The sequence below is a fragment of the Mycobacterium sp. MMS18-G62 genome (genome assembly GCF_053877835.1).
Genome location: NZ_CM132662.1, coordinates 38,866 through 57,317 on the forward strand (window position 1 = coordinate 38,866; position 18,452 = coordinate 57,317).

Consider the following 18,452-nt stretch of genomic DNA (forward strand, 5'->3'; position numbering starts at 1 on the left):
AAACGCTGTGTCGCGTGTCGGCTGCGGTCCATAAGTTTGAGGGCATGGTCGCAGTCACCGAGCCGATACCCGCCGCCAGTCCGGCGCCCGCCGCCGTCGACGACGGCCCCGCCGCGCCCCGCACCATCGGCGTGGTGCCGACCGCTTCGTTGCTCACCGGCGCGGCCGTCGCGTCGGTGTGGTTCTGGATTCCGTTGACGTTCGTGATCCTCGGCCTCTCCTCGATCCCCAGCGGCATCGGGTTCGCGCTGTCCGCGGTGGTGTTCGTGTATCTGATTCGAGGCGCCGAACATGTCGAACGACTCCGCAGCGAGGCGGTGTTCGGGCTCGGCATCGGCGTTCCGCCGCGGCGGATTTCGCCGTACGCCGGCATTCAGCGATGGCTGCATCAGCTGTGGCTGGACATCAGCAGCGCCCGATTCTGGAAAGCCGCCGCACACAACTACCTGCGGATGATCTACGACATGCTCGCCACGGGTATCGCCTTGGCGCTGCTGGCCTTCGCGTTCGTCGGCCCGGCGGCCGCGATCGCGATACGGCACAGCGACGTCGACGCGGGCTTGTCGTTCCTTTCGCCGCCACTGGCCTGGCTGCTGGCTGTCCTTGCGCTCGCCGCGGCGGTCGGGATTCTGATCTTCGCCCCGGCGCTCGACGCGGCGATCGACCGGTGGCTGCTGTCGCCGTCGCCGACGGCGGCGCTGCAGTACCAGGTCAGCGCGCTTGCCGATGCGCGCCGGGGCGCCGTGTCGTCGGCGCAGACCGAACGTCACCGCATCGAACGCGATCTGCACGACAGCGTGCAGCCGCGGCTGGTGTCGCTGGCGATGACGATCGGGTTGGCGCAGACCAAGCTCGACAGCGATCTGCCTGCAGCCAAGCAGCTGATCGCCGAGGCGCACGACGACGCCAAGAACGCGCTCGTCGAGCTGCGCAACGTGGTGCGGGGCATCGCGCCGACCATCCTGGCCGACCGCGGATTGGACGCGGCGCTGTCATCGGTGGTGCAGCGCACGGAAAACGCAGGGGTGCCGACCATATTGAATCTGCACCTTCCGCGGCGGTTGCCCGACGAAGTCGAGTCGGTCGCGTATTTCGTGGTCGCCGAGGCATTGACGAACATCGCCAAGCATGCGCACGCGTCGCAGGCCGTGGTGACGGTGCGGTTCGACGAGGCCGCCAACCAGCTGTATGTCACGGTGTTCGACGACGGCCGCGGCGGCGCGTCGATCACCACCGACGACAACGCGACCGGCCTGCGCGGGCTGGAAGAACGGGTGCGCGCGGCGCGCGGCACGTTCAGCGTGTCGAGCCCCGCGACGGGCCCCACCATCGTCACCGCGGTGCTCCCATGCGCATCGTGATCGCTGAGGATTCGGCGCTGTTGCGGGCGGGCATCGAGCGCATCCTCACCGATGCGGGCCACGAGGTGGTCGCCGGTGTGCCCGATGCGACCAATCTGCTGCGGCTGGTCAACGAGAAGCGGCCCGACCTCGCGATCGTCGACGTGCGGATGCCGCCGACGTTCACCGACGAAGGAATCCGCGCGGCGGCGCTGCTGCGCAGCCAGAACCCCGAGTCGCCGGTGCTTGTGCTGTCACACTATGTGGAGGAGCGCTACGCCACCGACCTGATCGCTTCGGACACAAAGGGATTCGGCTATCTGCTGAAGGATCGCGTGGCCGACGTTCCCGCGTTCCTCGACGCCGTCAAGGTAGTCGGCGGCGGGGGCACCGTGCTCGACCCCGAAGTGGTGTCGCAGATTCTGGTGCGCTCGCACCGTCGCAACGTGCTCGACGGCCTAACCCCCCGCGAGCGTGAGGTGCTGCAGTTGATGGCCGAGGGTAAGACGAACTCGGCGATCGCGTCGGCACTGCACATCTCTGTCGGCTCCGCCGAAAAGCACATCGCATCGATCTTCACCAAGTTGGACCTGGCTCCCGACGAGAGCGAGAACCGCCGCGTGCTGGCGGTGCTGCGCTACCTCGAGTCCTGAACCATTGAAAGGCTTCCATCGTGACAACTATTGCGCCCCCACCACCGGCACCGGTCACCCCTCCGCCTCCGCTCACCCCCGGCGGACGCACCGCGGTCCGCGTGACGCTCATCGCCGCTGCGGTGGTGCTGGTGGTGGGGGCCGTCGCGTCTCTGGGCACGTTGGCTTGGGGCATTGCCGGCTTCCGGGTGATCACCGACTCCAAGCCGCTGCCCGCGAGCATGCGGTCGCTGGTGGTCGACACCGGCTCCGTGCCGGTGGCCATCCGCATCACCACCGACCGTGCGGCCCGCGAGCCCAGGGCGGACCTCCGGATGGTCAACTCGACCCGCGCGGGCGCGAACCCATTGGCGGTCAACACCGATGCCACCAACGCGCGCATCACCATCAGCAGCGAGCTGTCGACGTTCTTGCAGTGGGGCCGCGCCGGTGAGATCACAGTCGTTCTCCCGCCGGATCTTGCGCGCAAGTTGACGGTCACCACGCAACAGGACACCGGTGTGGTGCTCTCGCAGGCGGACATCGACCAATTGATCGCCCGCACTGACAACGGCGAGGTGGTGTTGAGCGGGTCCGCCCGGCGTATCGAGATCCACACCGACAACGGAGACGTGGTCACTCGCGAACCGATGTCGGTGTCGGAATCGTTTAGCGCTACCACCGACAACGGGGATATCAAGGTGGACTTCTCGGGTGCAGCGCCCCGCACAATCGACGCCAACACCGACAACGGCGACGTCACTATCGCTCTGGCAGCGCGTGGTCCCTACATGGTGAACACGAGCGCCGACCAAGAGATCGGTTCGGCGGAGGTGCGGGTGCCGCAGACGACCGATCGCAACGCAGCTGCGGCCGTTGTCACCGCCCACTCGAACAACGGCGACGTCGTCATCGACGAACTGCGGTAACGGCATGGCGCCGGCGGCTATTCCGGCGGACATGCTTTTCGAACGCGTCAACACATGCTGACGCTTTCAGAAAGGGTGTGGGTTAGGTGAGCTGCCGCATGATCTCGGCCACCGGCCCCGGCTTGGCCTTCTGCCACCCGGTTCCTGCCCACACGTTGACACCGTGCGGATCGCCCGCACGCACCGACGCCGCTCGCACCGGGCTGGTCATCCAGTGGATCTCCGGATACCCGAACGGCGCCTCGGCCTCGTGCTCGTCGATGAACCTGTTGCGCAGGCCGCGGGCATAGCGGCCTGAAAATGCCCGTGTGACAAAGGTTTCGTTGAATTGCGGATCCTGCAACGCTGCACGGTGCACGGGGCTGCTGCCCGCCTCGTCGGAGAGCAGAAACGCCGTACCGAGCTGGGCCGCCACCGCGCCCGCCCGCAACACCCGCGCGACGTCATCACCGGTCATCAGCCCGCCCGCCGCCACGACCGGCACATCGACGGCCCCGATGACGTCGGCAAGCAGCTCGTCGAGCCGTTGAGTGGCCGGCTGCGCAGACGGGTCGAACGTGCCGCGGTGCCCGCCCGCCGACGGACCCTGCGCCGCCACCACATCGACACCGCGCGCAACCGCCTCGCGCGCCTCCGCCAGCGTCGTCACAGTCCCGACGACGGCGACGCCGGCATCGCGCAACCGCAGGCACTCGTCGGCGCTGGGCAGGCCGAACGTGAACGACGCCACCTCGGGCCGAACGTCGAGCAGGACGTCGATTTTCGCCGCCCAGTGATCGTCGTCGTATCGTGGCTCACCCAACTGCGCACCGTAGCGCTCCGCCTCGGGCGCCAGCGCCTTGGCGTACAGCTCGATTTCCTCCGGTATGCCCGCACTAGGTTGGGGCACAAAGAGATTCGCGCCTATCGGTCCGGAGGCAAGGCTTCTCGCCGCGGCGAGGCGCTCAGCGAACACCTCGGCGGTCAGATAGCCCGCGGCGACGAATCCGAGCCCGCCGGCGTTGGTGCCCGCGGCCGCCAGTTCGGGCGTCGACGGCCCACCCGCCATCGGCGCGACGATCACCGGAACAGCGAGATCACGAAAGTCGAACGCCATCGCTCTTTCGTATCACGCTCACCTGAGCGCCATGCCGAACAGCAGGCAGTCCTGCGGCTCGTCGCTGATGTTGGGCAGCACGGCGTAGCGCGCCAACTTGCCCTCGAACGTCAGGCCACTGCGTTCCAGCAGCCGTGCCGACGCGGTGTTGTCGACATGACAGTGGGCCGTCACCCGGTACACCGTCCGGTCACGACGCGCCTTGTCGAGCAGCAGCTCCACTACCTCGGACATGATTCCCTGCCGCCACCATCGGCGACCCAGGCAATAGCCGAAGTCGATGATGTGGGGCTGCGGCCGCCGCCACCCGCACAGACCGATCGGTCCGCCGCCGTCGCGCAAGTCGATGAGCCACGTGGTCTCACTGCCGACGTTGAAGAATTCCTTGATCACCCGACGGGTCTCGTCGACGTCCGGATGCGGTGTCCACGACAGGTACCGCGTCACCTCCGGGTCTGACGCGATCCGCTCGAATATGGCGTCGGCGTCGTCGAGCCGCGGCGGGCGCAGAATGACCCGCGGCCCCTCCAAAACCTCGACTACGGACATTGCCGCGATGTTATCGACAGTGGTTGACTGGATTGACATGGCCATCACGTTCAACCACACCATCGTCGCCGCGAAAGACCGGCAAGGGTCGGCCGACTTCTTCACCGAACTGTTCGGCCTGCCGCCTGCGAAGGAATTCGGGCCGTTTCTGGCCGTGGAGCTCAACCACGGCGTCAGCCTCGACTTCGCACAGGCGGGTGACGACATCCGTCCGCAGCACTATGCGTTCCTGGTGTCGGAAGAAGAGTTCGACGACATCTACGGGCGTATCCGCGAACGCGGACTGCAGCACTGGGCCGATCCACGAGGCAGCAGGCCCGGCGAGATCAACCACAACGACGGCGGGCGCGGCGTGTACTTCCAGGACCCCGCCGGGCACTATCTGGAAATCCTCACCCGGCCTTACGGATCGGGCGCCGGCTAACGCGCGACGCCAGCACGTCGACACCGTCGCCGTCGAGGCGGCCCAGCATTGCGGGCCGGTTGCCGAGCACTGACACCAACTCCCCCGCTCGGCCGTGGACTGCCGGCCCCCGACCGTGTGTCCAGTCGGCATCGGTGGCCACCAGCCGTACACCTCGGCCATTGCGGAAGGCGGGCACGAACGGATTCGGCACGGCCACTTGGGTGTTCAGCACCGCGACCAGTGCCTCCGCCGGGATCGACGGCTCGCGGCCGAGCCCGTAGAGGATGTCGAGTTCGTGGGTCACGTGGTCGCCAAGCAGCAGCCGGCGGGGAAAGTAGCGGCCAAGGCCGCGGGGCCGGTCGACCAATTGCTCGAATTCGCCGAGTAACTCCGCCGGACTCCAGGTCGCGGCCGTCCGCCGCGCCAGGCTGGCGTTCGCCCGGTCGAATGAGCCTGCGTGGCGGAGCATCTCACCCGTCAGGGCGAGCAATGCCGTTCGGTAGCCGACGACCAGGTGGGCCAGCACGTCGTGGTTGGTCCACTCGTCACACAGGCTCGGTTGTGACCAGTCGTCGTCGCTGAAGCCGCCCGCCAATGCACGAAACCGGTCGTCGTTGGCGCGCAGTAGCTCACGCGCAGACATGGAGATGCTCCTTGAGAAACGCGGTTTGGTCAGCGAGCACCGTGTCGACGAGCCGCGGATGGTATATCGCGAAGTGGTCGGAGTCGTAGTGGCGGGCTACGCCTCGAGGCGCGCGACGGGAGAGGTTCGCGGCGTACGCCGGATCCACCAGGGTTTCGCGGTCGCATACGCACACCAACAGGGGCGCGGTGACGGTGCGGGCTTGGCGCATCGCTGAGGTCGCGACCATGGCAACGGCGTCGGCGGCCGCGATCCGGTTGTCGAAGTCTCCGCCCGGCGGAACCGTGGAGTTCCACCCGGCTTCAGCGCCTGCGACGGTCACCATCGCGAAGCTGCCCGGCGGGCCGACGATCGGCACGTACCGGCGGGCGCGCCGTGTGACGATCCGCAGTAGGTCGTCGGCGATCGCGGGAGTCAACCGCAGCGCCGCCGTGAGACCGAGCCTGCGTGCCGCCGACGGCCCGTGCACGATCGGACACTGCACTACGGCCACCGCAACATCGTCGCGTGTAGCGGCGGTCCTGATCACGTTCATGCCGCCAAGGCTGGTGCCCCACAACCCGATGCGGGCGGCGTCGATCTCCGGCAGCGACTTCAGGTGATCCACCGCCTCTTCGACATCCTGACACTGGCCGCGTACCGAAATATGTTGGCGCGGTTGGCCGTCGGAGGCGCCGGTGTTGCGGTAGTCGAACGCCAAGGTCGCGATGCCTGCGGCGGCGAAGTGTTGTTCGTACTGCGCCAGCATCATGTCGTGCGTCGCGCCGAGGCCGTGGACCAGGACGACGGCCGGGTGAGGGCCGGGCGTGGGAGGCAGCGTCAGCCACGCTGCGCATCGGACACCTCGCGATCGGAAGTCGACGCGCTCGGTCGGAATGGTCTGCATGGCGGCTCCTCGTATAAGTACGATGTACGTATTCGCTAGACTGCTTTACGTACGCCGTACTTGTCAAGGGGCCCCGATGCGAGCACGCTTTACCACCGACGAAATCGCCGCTGCGGCATTGGGGATTGTCGACGAGGCCGGATTGGGCGCATTGAGCATGCGGTCGCTGGCCGCCGCGCTGGGCACCGGCCCAATGACGCTCTACAACTACGTCCGCGACAAGGAGGGCCTCGAGGAGCTGGTCGTGGAGGCGGTGGTCGCCGAGCTGGAAGTGCCCGAGCCGGGCGGTGATTGGCAGCAGGACGTGTACGCGATCGCCGACGCGATGTGGAGGGGCATCCGGGCGCATCCCGCCGCGATTCCGCTCGTGCTGACCCGCCGCACCTCCTCAGCGACCGGTTTCGCCGTCGTCGACGCCCTCATCGCCGGGCTCGGCAAGGCAGGGCTGGACGACCGCGACCGCCTTGCGGCCTTCCACGCCGTGCTTGGCTTCGTCGTCGGCGCCGCACAGGCCGAGCTGGCCGGCCCGCTGACACGGGGCCGTGACGCCGCTGACGCAGCGGCCCGCATCGGATCGGTGGCAGCCTCGACATATCCCCATGTGGAGGCGCTGTCCCGCGTCGCAATCGAGACGTCGGTTGACGAGGACTTCGAGCGCGGTCTGCGGATGTTGCTCGACGGCATCGCCGGCCGGGGCCGCCGCTAGTTGGCCGAGTGGCCGCGCTGCTCCTCCTGCCCCCGATAGTCGTCGGCCATCTTGGCGACGTGCCCGGGCAGCGCACCGGACGCGACGTCGGCGAGGCTGGTCTGCTCGAGCACCGAACGCATGCTCGCCCGCAGCGCGCGCCACACATCAGTCAGCGACGCGGTCGGTCCCGAATAGGGCAGGTCGCCGAGCCCGATGTCGCGAACACTGGCGAGCGGGCCGTCGATGCAGCGCAGCACGTCAGCGATGCTGATCTCGGCGGCGGGACGGGCCAGCTCGTAGCCGCCGTCGCGGCCGCGGTGGCTGCGCACGAGGCGGTCGGTGCGCAGATCGGAAAGGATGTCGACGAGAAACTGCGGCGGAATGCCTTGCGCCTTGGCGAGGTCGTCGGTCTTGACCAGGACGCCTTCCTCGACCGTGGCGAGCTGGACCATGGCCCGGACGGCATATTCCGCCTTGGCCGACATTCGCATGTTGGCCAGGTTAGTCGGGAATGTGCTCCAGTTCGGGCATCACCACGTGACGGGCAATTCCTTCATGCCATAGATGCCGGATTCGCCTTTGAACCTCAGTTCGTCGGGCGGCACCGCCAAGCGCAAGCCGGGCAACCGTCGAGCCAGCGTCGCGAAGGCGATCTGCATCTCAACTCGTGCGAGATTCTGTCCGATGCACTGATGCACGCCGTAGCCGAAACCCAAGTGTCCCCGGACGTTTCGGTCGGCGTCCAGCGTTTCCGGGTGGTCGACGAACTCGGTGTCCCAGTTCCCGGCGGGCAGGTTCATCACGAGCATGTCGCCGGCGCGTATCAATTGGCCGCCGATGGTGAGGTCTTCGATTGCCACCCGATCCACCTGGCTGTGCACGATCGTGAGATAGCGCATCAGCTCTTCGACGATGTTCGCGATGACGGCCTGATCCTCGGTGCGGCCGAGCCGTTCGAACATATCGTGATGCTGCAGCAGCGCAACCGTTCCCAACGCGATCATGTTCGCGGTGGTTTCGTGGCCGGCCTGCATCATGATCGCACCGTTGATGGCCGCGGTCTCGCGGTTGAGCTGGCCCGTCGCCACGTAGTCGGTGACGAGGCGGCTGATCAGGTCGTCGCCGGGATCGCGCTCCTTGAGGTCCACCAGCTCCCGGATGTAGGTGAACATCGCCCCGAAGGCCTGGGCCTTCTCCTCGTCGGACGTTCTCGTGTCCAGCCCGATCGTGGTGTTGCGATGGAACTGTTCGAGGTCCGCGGACGGCACCCCCAGCAACAGTGCGATCACCAAAGACGGCACCGGCAAAGCGAAGTCCCGCACGAGGTCGGCCGGCGGCCCGTTGCCGATCATCTCGTCGAGATATCGGTCGACTATCCCCTGAATCTGCGGGCGCATGCCGTCGGCCCGTCTGAAGGTGAAGTCTCGCGTCATCATGCGCCGCAGTCGGTGGTGTTCCGGGTCGTCGGTTCGTGCGAACATCACGGCCCTGTCGGCGTCGTGATCCGTCGGCATGATGGAGTCCGGAATGGTGTCCGCTGACAGCCGTGGATCGACCAGCGCGGCCCTGATGTCGAAGTATCGGCTCACCACCCAGGCCGGCCGGCCTTGGTACATCACCCGCCGCAGCCCGGGCTCTTCCCGCCAGTGCGCGAACTCGGCGGGTGGCGCAAGTGGACATCCAGCGGCGCGCGGGGCCGGGATCACGGGCAGATCAGTGTCGGAGCCGACGCCGGAAGTCGTTGAGGTCATTGACCGTTCCCATTAAGTGTCAGTTGGCTGCCAAGTTTTCTCGAGCGTAAATCCGGCAAGAGTGACAGTCAACTGTCAGGCTATTCTGGCCAAGTGACATCGGTTGCGGACCGACCATTGCGCGCAGACGCGGCACGCAACGCGGCACGCATTCTGCGTGCTGCGCGCGAGGTCTATGGCGAGTTGGGACCGGACGCACCTATCGAGGCCATCGCCCGTAGCGCAGAGGTCGGCGAACGGACGCTCTATCGCAGGTTTCCGACCAAGGGCGACCTGGTGAGGGCGGCGCTGGATCAGAGCATCGCCGAGGATCTTTCACCCGTAATCGAGCGTGCCCGCCGCGCCAAGGACCCCTTGCGCGGGTTCACCGAACTCGTCGAGGCGGCGCTGTCCCTGGGCGCCCGCGAACACAATCTCTTGGCGGCGGCGCGCAGAGCCGGCTCACTGACACCCGATGTCTCCACGCATCTCTACGAAGCGCTGGAGGATCTCGCCCGTCGCGCGCAGCAGGCTGGCCAGATCCGCGCGGATCTGGTAGCCGATGACCTACCGCGGATAGTCGCGATGCTCAACAGTGTGCTCTGGACAATGGATCTCGGAAGCGACGGCTGGCGCCGTTATGTCGCGCTGATGCTGGACGCGATTACCACCGATGGGCGGCGTCGTCTGCCTCCTTCAGCGCCTCTGCGCTACGCAGCCAGCACCAGTAACTGGCCGTTGTGAACACACAGCTCTAATCGGGTATGTCGCCCGCGGCGGGCACCACCACGGCGAACAGGTCGGCAATCGCAGCGAGGCTTGCGCTCTGCACCGCCTCGGCGGGAACCGTGGTGTCGTTCAATCCTGGCAGTGCGCGTGTCGCCGTCGCCGCCGCGACAACCGTCGGCGCGTACCCGAGGTTGAAGGCCCCTCGCGCAGTCGAGTTCACGCACATGTGGGTCATGAAGCCCGCCAGCACGAGGTTCGACGCGTTGGCGGTCTTCAGTACCTCGTCGAGATCCGTCTCCACGAACGCATTCGGATAGTTCTTCACGACCACCGGTTCCCCGTTGTGGGGCGCCACCCGAGACACGATCGCGCCGCTCTCCCCCTCGATGTCGTACAACGAGCCAGCGCCGTCGTCGTGCTGGATGTGGATAATGGGGATGCCCGCCGACCGGGCGCGATCGAGCAGGATCTCGACCTCGTCCAGCGCGGCCTGCACACCCTCGAGCTCCATCACGCCACGCGTGTAGGTGTTTTGGCAGTCGATCAGGACGAGCGTCGATTCAGCGAGGCTTACGGGCTGCTGGGGCATATCGGCCAACGCGCGCAGCGTGGTGGGTTCGGACACGCAGCTGACACTACTGGGCAGAGCCGGTGGAGGTGACTGCGAGCACCGCGTCGGCGAACTCCGGGCGACAGACGACCACGTCGGGCAGCAATGGGTCGGGCCGGTTGTACGCCAGCGGCGAACCGTCGATGCGCGACGTGTGCAGGCCCGCCGCACGTGCGACCGCGACGGGCGCCGCGGAGTCCCATTCATACTGCCCGCCCGCATGCACGTACACGTCGGACAGGCCCTGCACGACCGATGCGACTTTGGCTCCGGCCGAACCCATTTCGACCAGCGTGCCGTCCAGCGCGTCGCGCACCGCCAGCGCGATGGCAGGCGGCCGCGTGCGGGACACCACGATCCGCGGCTTGTCGGCTGTGGCCGGCGGTGGTGTGACGCTCGGCGTGGCCAGCGTGATCCCTTGCGCCGGAAGCGCTACCGCACCCGCGACGAGCTCACCGGCCTGCCACAGCGCGACGTGCACCGCCCAGTCTTCGCGGCCCGGTTCGGAGAACTCACGGGTGCCGTCGAGCGGGTCGACGATCCACACCCGCTCCGCGGACAGCCGGATCGGGTTGTCCGCGCCCTCTTCGGAGAGCACGGCGTCGCCCGGCCGCTCATCAGCCAGCGCCTCCATCAGGAAGTCGTGGGATCGCTTGTCCCCCGCTGCCTTACGTTCGGCCGCGGTCGCGTCGGCCAACTCGGCCCGTACGTCGAGCAGCAGCTTGCCCGCGTCCGTCGCGAGGCGTGCCGCGACTTGATGGTCATTGTGATCGGTCACCGCTTGCTTTCCAGCAGCTCGATCACCATGTCGGCGAGTTCTTCGGTCGTACGCTCCGGAGTCAGCCGGATGTCCGGATTCTTCGGCCGTTGATACGGGCTGTCGATGCCGGTGAAGTGGGTAATCTCCCCGGACCGTGCCTTGGCGTACAACCCTTTCGGGTCACGACGTTCGCAATCCTCCAGCGGGGTGTCGCAGAACACCTCGAAGAAGTCGAGACCCGCTTCGGTGGTCACCTTTCTCGCGAGTGCCCGGTGCTCTTCCAGCGGGCTGATCGCGGGCACCAACACGACCTGGCCGGAGTCGGCGAGAATAGCCGCGATGTGAGCCAGCCTGCGCTGGTTTTCGGCGCGGTCGGCCATGGAGAAGCCGAGGTCGGCGTTGAGGCCGTGCCGCAGGTTATCCCCGTCGAGAACATAAGCGGGAAAACCCTTTTCGAGCAGCTTCTGCTCGACCAGCATCGCCACCGAGGACTTGCCCGAGCCGGACAAGCCGGTGAACCACACGGTGCGGCCCTTCGACAGCCGGTCCTCGGCCGTGCACAGTGATTCGTGGCGCACCGTGTTGGGGCTCGCCGTGCGCGCGGTGACGAACGGCAGGATCATGCCGGCGGCGACGGTACCGTTGGTGTGCGGGTCGATCAGGATGAACGAACCCGTAGCCGCGTTGCGGCTGTACTCGTCGAGCAGCAGCGGAACCTGCGTGCGCAGCGAGATACGGCCCAGCTCATTGAGTTTGAGCGCGGTCGCGGTCTTGTCCCGATGCAACGTGTTGACGTCGAGCCGGTAATCGAGCGCAGTCACCTTCGCCCGCGTGGTGCGGGTCGTGTGCTTGATGATGTAGTCGCGGCCCGGCTCGAGTGAGGATTCGTCGGCCATCCAGCACACCGTGGCGTCGAAGTCCTGCGCCACCCTCGGCTGGTTGTTCGGCCGCGCGATCAGGTCACCCCGTGAGATGTCGATGTCGTCGGCGAGGCTGATCGACACCGCCATCGGTGGAAAGGCTTCCTGCACAGGCCCGCTCGGGCCCTGGATCTCACTGATGCGGCTGGATTTTCCGCTGGGCAGGACGACGACCTCGTCACCGGGACGCATCACACCGCTGGCCACGGTACCCGCATAGCTGCGGTGATCATGATGGTCGAGGCTCTGCGGCCGGATCACGTACTGAACAGGGAACCGAACGTCGACGAGGTTGCGATCGCCTGCGATGTACACCTCTTCGAGATGCGACAGCAGCGACGGTCCGTCGTACCACGGCGTGTTCTCCGACTTGGTGACGACGTTGTCACCCAATAGCGCAGACAACGGAATCGTCGTCACATCATGGACATCCAGTCGCGCGGCGAACTCGTGGAAGTCGTCACGGATCTTCTCGAACTGTTCACGGTCCCAGCCGATGAGGTCCATCTTGTTCACCGCGAGCACGATGTGCCGGATGCCAAGCAGCGACGCGAGGAAGGTGTGGCGGCGGGACTGCTCCAGCAGGCCGTTGCGCGCGTCGACGAGGACGATCGCCAGTTGCGCGGTCGATGCGCCGGTCACCATGTTGCGCGTGTACTGAACATGGCCGGGCGTGTCGGCGATGATGAACTTGCGCTTCGGCGTGGCGAAGTATCGGTACGCGACGTCGATCGTGATGCCCTGCTCGCGTTCAGCGCGCAGGCCGTCGGTCACCAACGCCAGGTCGGTGTAGTCGTGTCCGCGCTCCTTGGAAGTCCGTTCCACAGAAGCGAGTTGGTCTTCCATGACGGCCTTGGAGTCGTAAAGGAGCCGCCCGATCAGCGTGGACTTGCCGTCGTCGACGGATCCGGCAGTGGCCAGTCGCAGCAACGTCGTCATCAGAACTGTCCCTTCTTCGCGCGAGCGCTCATCAGAAGTACCCCTCACGCTTGCGGTCTTCCATACCGGCTTCAGAGATTCGGTCGTCGGCGCGGGTGGCACCGCGTTCGGTGAGCCGTGACACGGCGGTCTCGGCGATCACCTCGGACACCGTGCCCGCGAGCGATTCGACGCAGCCGGTGCATGTGACGTCGCCGACGGTGCGGAATCGCACGGTCTTCTCGACGACCGTCTCGTCCTTGCGCGGCTGCAGGTACTTGTGGACGGCCAACAACATGCCGTCGCGCTCGAAGACCTTGCGCTTGTGCGCGTAGTAGATCGACGGCAGCGTGATCTTCTCCGCGCCGATGTAGGACCAGATGTCGAATTCGGTCCAGTTCGACAGCGGGAACACCCGGATGTGCTCGCCCTTGTGGTGGCGCCCGTTGTAGATGTTCCAGAGCTCTGGCCGCTGCGCCTTGGGGTCCCATTGGCCGAACTCGTCGCGGAAGGAGAACACCCGCTCCTTGGCCCGCGCCTTCTCCTCGTCGCGGCGGGCACCGCCGAATGCGGCGTCGAACTTGTTCTCTCGGATAGCCCTGAGCAGAGTGACGGTCTGCAGGGGGTTGCGCGACGGGATCGTCTCGACCACGCGGCCGGCGTCGATGTCGTCCTGCACCTTGGCCACGATCAGCCGCACACCAGCTTCCTCGACCAACTGGTCGCGCGTCTCGAGCACCTCGTCGAAGTTGTGGCCGGTGTCGACATGCATCACCGGAAACGGCAGCCGTCCGGGCTTGAACGCCTTGAGCGCGAGATGCAGCATCACAATCGAGTCCTTGCCGCCGGAAAACAACAGCACAGGACGCTCGAACTCTGCGGCCACCTCGCGGATGATGTGGATCGCCTCAGCCTCCAGCGAGCGCAGATGGCTGAGCTCATAGCGACCCGCTTGGTTGACCTCTTGAGCTGTGGTCATAGTTTCCTCGTTAAGTTGGTAGAGATGACCAGATTTATTGCCTTAACCCGATATGAAACCAGTCCCGGTCTGCGATGTCAACGCTGCTTCTCTGGCGAACAGACGCAACGTGCTCGGAAACCTCGGCGTGTTGGCGCACGTTGCGTCTGCTCGCGCATGGAGTGGTTACCCCAGAGGTAATTGATCCGCCGCAGATACTGGAGTCATGTCGCTTCCAACAGGTGCCCAGACCGGCGCCCAGGTGATGGCCCAGTTCATCCCCTCCTCGCCGTTCGTCGCCAAACTCGGCATCGTCGCCGACGTCCTGGACGCCGAGGAGGTGCGGCTGCGGCTGCCGTGGGATCCGACGAACGTCACGATCGGCGACATGGTGCACGGCGGGGCGATCGCCGCGCTGGCCGATGTCGCGGTGATGGCCGCGGCGTGGGCCGGCACCGAGGTGCCGGACTCGCTGCGTGGCGTGACGACGTCGATGTCGATGCAGTTTCTGGCGCCGGCGCGGGCGACGGACCTGATCGCGATCGGACGGGTGTTGCGTCGCGGCAAGACGCTCGTCAACTGCGACGTCGACGTGGTTACGGCAGACGGTGAAGCCGTCGCGAAGGCGATCGCGACGTACAAGGTCGGCTAGAGCGTCACTTCGTTGAGCCGGCCGGTGGCGACGTCGAAGATGAACCCGCGCAGGGATTCGTGTTTGGTGACGAACGGGCTGGCCTCGATGCGGCGCAGCGACTGACGCACATCCTCTTCGAGGTCCTGAAACGCCTCGGCAGCCCATTCGGGTTTGATGCCGGTCTCGTCCTGGATCTGTTGTTTGAATCCGTCGTCGGTGAAAGTCAGCATGCCGCAATCGGTGTGGTGGATCAGGATGATCTCTCTCGTGCCGAGCAGTCGCTGGCTGATGGCAAGCGAGCGGATCTCGTCGCCGGTGACGACGCCGCCGGCGTTGCGGATGACGTGTGCCTCCCCGTCACCAAGGCCAAGGATTCGATACACGTCGAGCCGCGCATCCATGCACGCCACCACCGCAACGTGCTTGCTCGGGGGCAGCGGGAGCGGACCCGTGAATGTGCTGGCATACGTGTCGTTGTTCTTCAGATACTGGTCGGTCACGGACATGGGACCTCCTCGATCGCCTGACACGACGATATCGCCGGACACAATAGACACGATCAAAGAAAATCACCGCGATCAGATGGCGACGACGCCCTACCCCTGCACGCCTTTCACCTGGCCAGCGGCGTTCGCCTGACAGATTAGGCCGGGGCGTTAGTGCGTCGCTAGACGGCGACGGCCGCCCTGCCACGGGGGAAGCAGGGCGGCCGTCTGACCGGGCGGGCCGAGTGTCGTCCTTATCTGGGTCGGTCGTGACTACTGAAACGTCTGGTTACCAGCAGCGCGGCGAGAAATCCCGGCCTCATTTACCTTGCTACTCAGCGTGTTTGGCTCAGGTCGTACACGGTCGTGCCACCCACATCGATCGGGGTGAAGTTCTGCTCCACCCACGCCGTGATCTCGCTCCCGGTGCCCGACTTGCCACCCCCCGGCGGACCTTGGCGATCACCGGGGATAAAGTACCGAACCTCGTGGTTGGCGACGTATGCCTGGAACTGCTCGAGCGTTGGCGAATTGTCGCCGCCGGTGAACCCGCCGATCGCCATGATCGAAGCACCGGTCTTGAGCTCGAGACTGCCTACGGTCATCGAGCCGACACCGGCTGCTGCCCACCGGTTGTCGGCGCCCTCGACGAGGTCGGCCAGAGCCGCGTTGTCGGCTTGGCGACCGCCCGGCCCGCGACCTGCCGGTCCGCCAGGGCCACCGTCGAACCCACCCTCACGGGCAGGACCCGACATCGTGCCGGGACCGCTGCTCGAGTGCGTGATGTTGTAGATCGCGAACGCCGTCGGCGCTGCGAGCCCGAAAAGTGCTGCGGCGACGGCTACTACGGCAGTCAACCGGCCGAGCTTGTGCACACCGACAGCGAGTATCGAGGCAACGACGATGGATCCGGCCAGCACGATCCAGCGCAGGGCAGGCATCCAATCCGGTGTCCGGTCGAGCAGGATGAACGCCCAGACGCCAGTGGTCGCGGACATCGCCGCCAGCACTATGCGCGGTGCGAGAAACTCCTTGCCCCGCCATAGTTCTCGCACCGAAATACCCACCACCGCCGCGATCGCCGGAGCAAGCGCGACCGTGTAGTACGGGTGAATCGTGCCGTCCATGAAGCTGAACACCGCACCGGTCACCAGCAGCCAACCACCCCACAGCAGCAGGCCGGCGCGAACGGTTCCGGTACGCGGTGTACGGCGGGTGAACCACAGCCCCGCCAGAAGACCGATCAGCGCCGCCGGCAACAGCCAAGACGCTTCAGCGCCCATCGATTCGCCGAACAGCCGGGTAATTCCCGCTGCACCGCCGAAGAACAGGTTGCCGCCGCCACCCGGACCGCCACCACCACCTGGTCCTCCGCTGCCACCGGCGATGCGATCAATCCCGTTGTAGCCCAACGCCAGCTGCAGCAGGCTGTTGTCGGTCGAACCGCCGATGTACGGCCGCGAGTCCCCCGGCCACAGGCTGACCAATGCGATGTACCAGCCTGCCGACACCACCATCGCCACGGCACCGATGATTAGCTTCCCGATGCGCTTCCACAGCCCGACGGGCGCAGCGACGAGGAACACCAACGCGAAAGCCGGGGCGACAAGGAATGCCTGCAACATCTTCGTCAAGAACGCAAAGCCGATGGCGCAACCTGCCAACGCGATCCAGCGGGTGCTCGCCGTAGCGGTCGCCCGCACCACACAGTAGGCAGCAGCCACCAGCAGCAGCACCAGCAATGCGTCGGGATTGTTGAACCGGAACATCAACGCGGCCACGGGTGTCAGCGCCAGGACCGTGCCGGCGATCAGGCCAGCGGCAGGGCCGCTACTGCGGCGGACGGTCGCGTACAGCAGCGCGACGGCGCCAACCCCCATCAACGCCTCAGGGAGCAGCATCGTGAAGGCGCTGAAGCCGAACAGCCTGCCGGACAGCCCCATTACCCACAGGGCCGCAGGCGGCTTGTCGACTGTGATGGCGTTGCCGGAGTCCAGCGAGCCGAACAACCACGCCTTCCAGTCCTGCGTGCCAGCCTGCGCCGCGGCCGCGTAGTAGTCATTGGCCCAGCCGGACGAGCCCAAACCCCACAGATACAGCACCGCGGTGGCCGCCAGCAATGCCAGCATTGCGGGACGTACCCAACGCGGCTGCACGGTGCGCGCGTCGACGGGTTCTGACTGCGTCGCCGGCGGCACGGCGCCCACGTCGTGAGTGATCGTCATCAATCGATTCCTTTTGCGTTGAAGGGAAGTCAGCGGGATCTGCCGGGATGAAACACCCAGCCGCGCAGCAGCACGAACCGCACCGCGGTTGCCACGAGGTTCGCCAGGACCAGCACGGTGAGCTCAACCAGATGATGCGGCTGGCCGACAACCGCATGCAGCACGTTGAGCGCACCGCTCGTGATGGCCAGCGCGATCGCGAACACGATGAGGCCCTCGATGTGGTGACGGCCGGCGTTCGATCGGCCGCCGACACCAAACGTGAAGCGCCGGTTCGCCGCTGTGTTGGCGATCGCGGTCAGCAGGAGTGCGATCAGATTGGCAGCCTGTGCACCGGCCCAGCCCTGCATGAGCATGAACAACGCCATGTAGGCCGCCGTCGACACGGCGCCGATGGCGCCGAACCGGACGGCTTGTCGGAGTAACGAGCCGGGAGCCGCCGCGCGCCTCGACGAACCCAGCTGTGCGGCAATCATGTTCACCGGTATCGCGCCGTTGGCGAAACCTCGCAACAGCCGGCCGATGCCCTTGAGGTCGGCCGTCGCTGTCGCGACGATGTCGACCCGGCTGTCCGGATCGTCCACCCAGTCCACCGGAACCTCGTGGATGCGCAACCCGCTGCGCTCCGCCAGCACCAGCAGCTCGGTGTCGAAGAACCATCCGGTGTCGGTGACGTGCGGCAGCAGGCGCTGCGCGACGTCGGCGCGGATCGCCTTGAAACCACACTGGGCATCGGAAAAATGAGCGGCCAGAGTGGATTTCAGGATGAGGTTGTAGCAGCGGGAGATGATTTCCCGCTTGGGTCCACGCACCACTCGAGCACCGCGACCCAGCCGGGTGCCGATAGCCAAATCAGAGTGCCCCGAGATGAGCGGTGCGACCAGCGGTGCGAGCGCGGCCAGATCCGTGGAGAGGTCGACGTCCATGTATGCCAGCACCGGCGCATCCGAGTTGGACCACACCGCGTGCAGGGCGCGGCCGCGGCCCTTCTCCTCGAGCCGGACCACCCGAACGTCGGTGAGTTCGGCCGCGAGTTCGGCCGCGATCCGAGGCGTGTCATCGACGCTCGCATTGTCCGCGATCGTGATGCGCGTCGGGACCGTGAAATGGTCCTGAAGGTGGCGATGCAACCGGTGCACCGAATCCGCCAGCGCGGCTTGCTCGTTGTAGACCGGTACCACCACGTCCAGCACGGGCACCCCCGCCGCGCGAGCCGCCAGCATGGCGTTGGGCCGCGATTCGAAACGGGTGCGGTGAGTGCCGGTGATGTCACGCTCAAGCGCGATGTCTGTCATGAAATCCATGGTCGTGGCG

The 18,452-nt window shown here is 66.3% G+C and carries 20 protein-coding genes; 7 read left to right on the forward strand and 13 right to left on the reverse strand.

Annotated features, from left to right (window positions below; genetic code table 11):
* Positions 1-44 precede the first annotated feature (44 nt).
* From ACWW36_RS00210 to ACWW36_RS00220, 3 genes are read left to right on the forward strand one after another with little or no spacing between them, the layout of a single operon-like run.
* A complete protein-coding gene (locus tag ACWW36_RS00210) occupies positions 45-1,361 on the forward strand; it encodes a histidine kinase (RefSeq protein ID WP_456139620.1) in 1,317 nt (438 codons plus the stop codon).
* Complete coding sequence (locus ACWW36_RS00215; RefSeq protein ID WP_456139621.1) at positions 1,349-1,993, forward strand: response regulator transcription factor; 645 nt, start codon at positions 1,349-1,351, stop codon at positions 1,991-1,993. Before ACWW36_RS00210 ends, ACWW36_RS00215 begins: the two co-directional genes overlap by 13 nt.
* A 20-nt stretch (positions 1,994-2,013) precedes the next feature.
* Positions 2,014-2,901 carry a DUF4097 family beta strand repeat-containing protein gene (locus ACWW36_RS00220; RefSeq protein ID WP_456139622.1) on the forward strand — a complete coding sequence of 296 codons (888 nt, stop codon included), beginning with the start codon at positions 2,014-2,016 and terminating at the stop codon, positions 2,899-2,901.
* Between the two features lie 82 nt (positions 2,902-2,983).
* Here the strand turns inward: ACWW36_RS00220 and ACWW36_RS00225 are convergent, their stop codons facing one another.
* Complete coding sequence (locus ACWW36_RS00225; RefSeq protein WP_456139623.1) at positions 2,984-3,997, reverse strand: nitronate monooxygenase; 1,014 nt, start codon at positions 3,995-3,997, stop codon at positions 2,984-2,986.
* A gap of 18 nt (positions 3,998-4,015) precedes the next feature.
* Positions 4,016-4,546 (reverse strand): GNAT family N-acetyltransferase, encoded by a 531-nt coding sequence (locus tag ACWW36_RS00230; protein ID WP_456139624.1) that lies wholly within the window; start codon positions 4,544-4,546, stop codon positions 4,016-4,018.
* Positions 4,547-4,583: 37 nt separating this feature from the next.
* Between ACWW36_RS00230 and ACWW36_RS00235 the strand changes: the two genes are divergently transcribed.
* A complete protein-coding gene (locus tag ACWW36_RS00235) occupies positions 4,584-4,970 on the forward strand; it encodes a VOC family protein (RefSeq protein WP_456142310.1) in 387 nt (128 codons plus the stop codon).
* Here the strand turns inward: ACWW36_RS00235 and ACWW36_RS00240 are convergent.
* Positions 4,939-5,595, reverse strand: coding sequence for a maleylpyruvate isomerase family mycothiol-dependent enzyme (locus ACWW36_RS00240; RefSeq protein ID WP_456139625.1), 657 nt, complete (start codon positions 5,593-5,595; stop codon positions 4,939-4,941). The genes ACWW36_RS00235 and ACWW36_RS00240 overlap by 32 nt on opposite strands.
* Positions 5,582-6,481: an alpha/beta hydrolase gene (locus tag ACWW36_RS00245; protein ID WP_456139626.1), complete on the reverse strand. Its 900-nt coding sequence runs from the start codon at positions 6,479-6,481 to the stop codon at positions 5,582-5,584. Before ACWW36_RS00245 ends, ACWW36_RS00240 begins: the two co-directional genes overlap by 14 nt.
* Positions 6,482-6,557: 76 nt before the next feature.
* On the opposite strand from ACWW36_RS00245, the gene ACWW36_RS00250 reads away from it, so the two are divergent.
* Complete coding sequence (locus ACWW36_RS00250; RefSeq protein WP_456139627.1) at positions 6,558-7,187, forward strand: TetR/AcrR family transcriptional regulator C-terminal domain-containing protein; 630 nt, start codon at positions 6,558-6,560, stop codon at positions 7,185-7,187.
* Here ACWW36_RS00250 and ACWW36_RS00255 read toward each other — a convergent pair.
* Both ACWW36_RS00255 and ACWW36_RS00260 read right to left on the reverse strand, forming a co-directional pair.
* Positions 7,184-7,660: an Rrf2 family transcriptional regulator gene (locus tag ACWW36_RS00255; protein ID WP_456139628.1), complete on the reverse strand. Its 477-nt coding sequence runs from the start codon at positions 7,658-7,660 to the stop codon at positions 7,184-7,186. The genes ACWW36_RS00250 and ACWW36_RS00255 overlap by 4 nt on opposite strands.
* Before the next feature lie 39 nt (positions 7,661-7,699).
* Positions 7,700-8,920 (reverse strand): cytochrome P450, encoded by a 1,221-nt coding sequence (locus ACWW36_RS00260; RefSeq protein WP_456139629.1) that lies wholly within the window; start codon positions 8,918-8,920, stop codon positions 7,700-7,702.
* A gap of 93 nt (positions 8,921-9,013) precedes the next feature.
* Here ACWW36_RS00260 and ACWW36_RS00265 point away from each other — a divergent pair, with 93 nt between their 5' ends.
* The gene (locus tag ACWW36_RS00265) at positions 9,014-9,643 is read left to right on the forward strand and encodes a TetR/AcrR family transcriptional regulator (RefSeq protein ID WP_456139630.1); all 630 of its coding nucleotides are present in this window, start codon (positions 9,014-9,016) and stop codon (positions 9,641-9,643) included.
* Between the two features lie 10 nt (positions 9,644-9,653).
* Here the strand turns inward: ACWW36_RS00265 and ACWW36_RS00270 are convergent, their stop codons facing one another.
* Genes ACWW36_RS00270 through cysD form a run of 4 tightly spaced genes read right to left on the reverse strand, consistent with a single transcriptional unit; the run spans position 9,654 to position 13,815 of the window.
* A complete protein-coding gene (locus tag ACWW36_RS00270; protein ID WP_456139631.1) occupies positions 9,654-10,253 on the reverse strand; it encodes a cysteine hydrolase family protein in 600 nt (199 codons plus the stop codon).
* Between the two features lie 10 nt (positions 10,254-10,263).
* A complete protein-coding gene (locus ACWW36_RS00275) occupies positions 10,264-11,016 on the reverse strand; it encodes a 3'(2'),5'-bisphosphate nucleotidase CysQ (protein ID WP_456139632.1) in 753 nt (250 codons plus the stop codon).
* Positions 11,013-12,857 carry a sulfate adenylyltransferase subunit CysN gene (gene cysN / locus ACWW36_RS00280; RefSeq protein WP_456139633.1) on the reverse strand — a complete coding sequence of 615 codons (1,845 nt, stop codon included), beginning with the start codon at positions 12,855-12,857 and terminating at the stop codon, positions 11,013-11,015. Before cysN ends, ACWW36_RS00275 begins: the two co-directional genes overlap by 4 nt.
* A gap of 31 nt (positions 12,858-12,888) precedes the next feature.
* Positions 12,889-13,815 carry a sulfate adenylyltransferase subunit CysD gene (gene cysD / locus ACWW36_RS00285; RefSeq protein ID WP_456139634.1) on the reverse strand — a complete coding sequence of 309 codons (927 nt, stop codon included), beginning with the start codon at positions 13,813-13,815 and terminating at the stop codon, positions 12,889-12,891.
* Between the two features lie 205 nt (positions 13,816-14,020).
* Here cysD and ACWW36_RS00290 point away from each other — a divergent pair, with 205 nt between their 5' ends.
* Complete coding sequence (locus ACWW36_RS00290; protein ID WP_456139635.1) at positions 14,021-14,446, forward strand: PaaI family thioesterase; 426 nt, start codon at positions 14,021-14,023, stop codon at positions 14,444-14,446.
* Here ACWW36_RS00290 and ACWW36_RS00295 read toward each other — a convergent pair.
* The 3 genes from ACWW36_RS00295 to ACWW36_RS00305 form a co-directional block, all read right to left on the reverse strand.
* The gene (locus ACWW36_RS00295; RefSeq protein ID WP_456139636.1) at positions 14,443-14,934 is read right to left on the reverse strand and encodes a beta-class carbonic anhydrase; all 492 of its coding nucleotides are present in this window, start codon (positions 14,932-14,934) and stop codon (positions 14,443-14,445) included. The two genes, ACWW36_RS00290 and ACWW36_RS00295, sit on opposite strands and share 4 nt — an antisense overlap.
* A 314-nt stretch (positions 14,935-15,248) precedes the next feature.
* Complete coding sequence (locus tag ACWW36_RS00300; RefSeq protein WP_456139637.1) at positions 15,249-17,138, reverse strand: ArnT family glycosyltransferase; 1,890 nt, start codon at positions 17,136-17,138, stop codon at positions 15,249-15,251.
* Positions 17,139-17,167: 29 nt separating this feature from the next.
* A complete protein-coding gene (locus tag ACWW36_RS00305; protein ID WP_456139638.1) occupies positions 17,168-18,442 on the reverse strand; it encodes a glycosyltransferase in 1,275 nt (424 codons plus the stop codon).
* Positions 18,443-18,452 lie beyond the last annotated feature (10 nt).

Coding starts and splice junctions, on each gene's coding strand:
- ACWW36_RS00255 (WP_456139628.1), bottom strand. CDS start 7,660: ATGCGAATGTCGGCCAAGGCGGAATATGCCGTCCGGGCCATGGTCCAG.
- ACWW36_RS00235 (WP_456142310.1), top strand. CDS start 4,584: ATGGCCATCACGTTCAACCACACCATCGTCGCCGCGAAAGACCGGCAA.
- ACWW36_RS00295 (WP_456139636.1), bottom strand. CDS start 14,934: ATGTCCGTGACCGACCAGTATCTGAAGAACAACGACACGTATGCCAGC.
- cysD (WP_456139634.1), bottom strand. CDS start 13,815: ATGACCACAGCTCAAGAGGTCAACCAAGCGGGTCGCTATGAGCTCAGC.
- ACWW36_RS00210 (WP_456139620.1), top strand. CDS start 45: ATGGTCGCAGTCACCGAGCCGATACCCGCCGCCAGTCCGGCGCCCGCC.
- ACWW36_RS00260 (WP_456139629.1), bottom strand. CDS start 8,920: ATGACCTCAACGACTTCCGGCGTCGGCTCCGACACTGATCTGCCCGTG.
- ACWW36_RS00230 (WP_456139624.1), bottom strand. CDS start 4,546: ATGTCCGTAGTCGAGGTTTTGGAGGGGCCGCGGGTCATTCTGCGCCCG.
- ACWW36_RS00240 (WP_456139625.1), bottom strand. CDS start 5,595: ATGTCTGCGCGTGAGCTACTGCGCGCCAACGACGACCGGTTTCGTGCA.
- ACWW36_RS00250 (WP_456139627.1), top strand. CDS start 6,558: ATGCGAGCACGCTTTACCACCGACGAAATCGCCGCTGCGGCATTGGGG.
- ACWW36_RS00215 (WP_456139621.1), top strand. CDS start 1,349: ATGCGCATCGTGATCGCTGAGGATTCGGCGCTGTTGCGGGCGGGCATC.
- ACWW36_RS00290 (WP_456139635.1), top strand. CDS start 14,021: ATGTCGCTTCCAACAGGTGCCCAGACCGGCGCCCAGGTGATGGCCCAG.
- ACWW36_RS00300 (WP_456139637.1), bottom strand. CDS start 17,138: ATGACGATCACTCACGACGTGGGCGCCGTGCCGCCGGCGACGCAGTCA.
- ACWW36_RS00245 (WP_456139626.1), bottom strand. CDS start 6,481: ATGCAGACCATTCCGACCGAGCGCGTCGACTTCCGATCGCGAGGTGTC.
- ACWW36_RS00225 (WP_456139623.1), bottom strand. CDS start 3,997: ATGGCGTTCGACTTTCGTGATCTCGCTGTTCCGGTGATCGTCGCGCCG.
- cysN (WP_456139633.1), bottom strand. CDS start 12,857: ATGACGACGTTGCTGCGACTGGCCACTGCCGGATCCGTCGACGACGGC.
- ACWW36_RS00305 (WP_456139638.1), bottom strand. CDS start 18,442: ATGGATTTCATGACAGACATCGCGCTTGAGCGTGACATCACCGGCACT.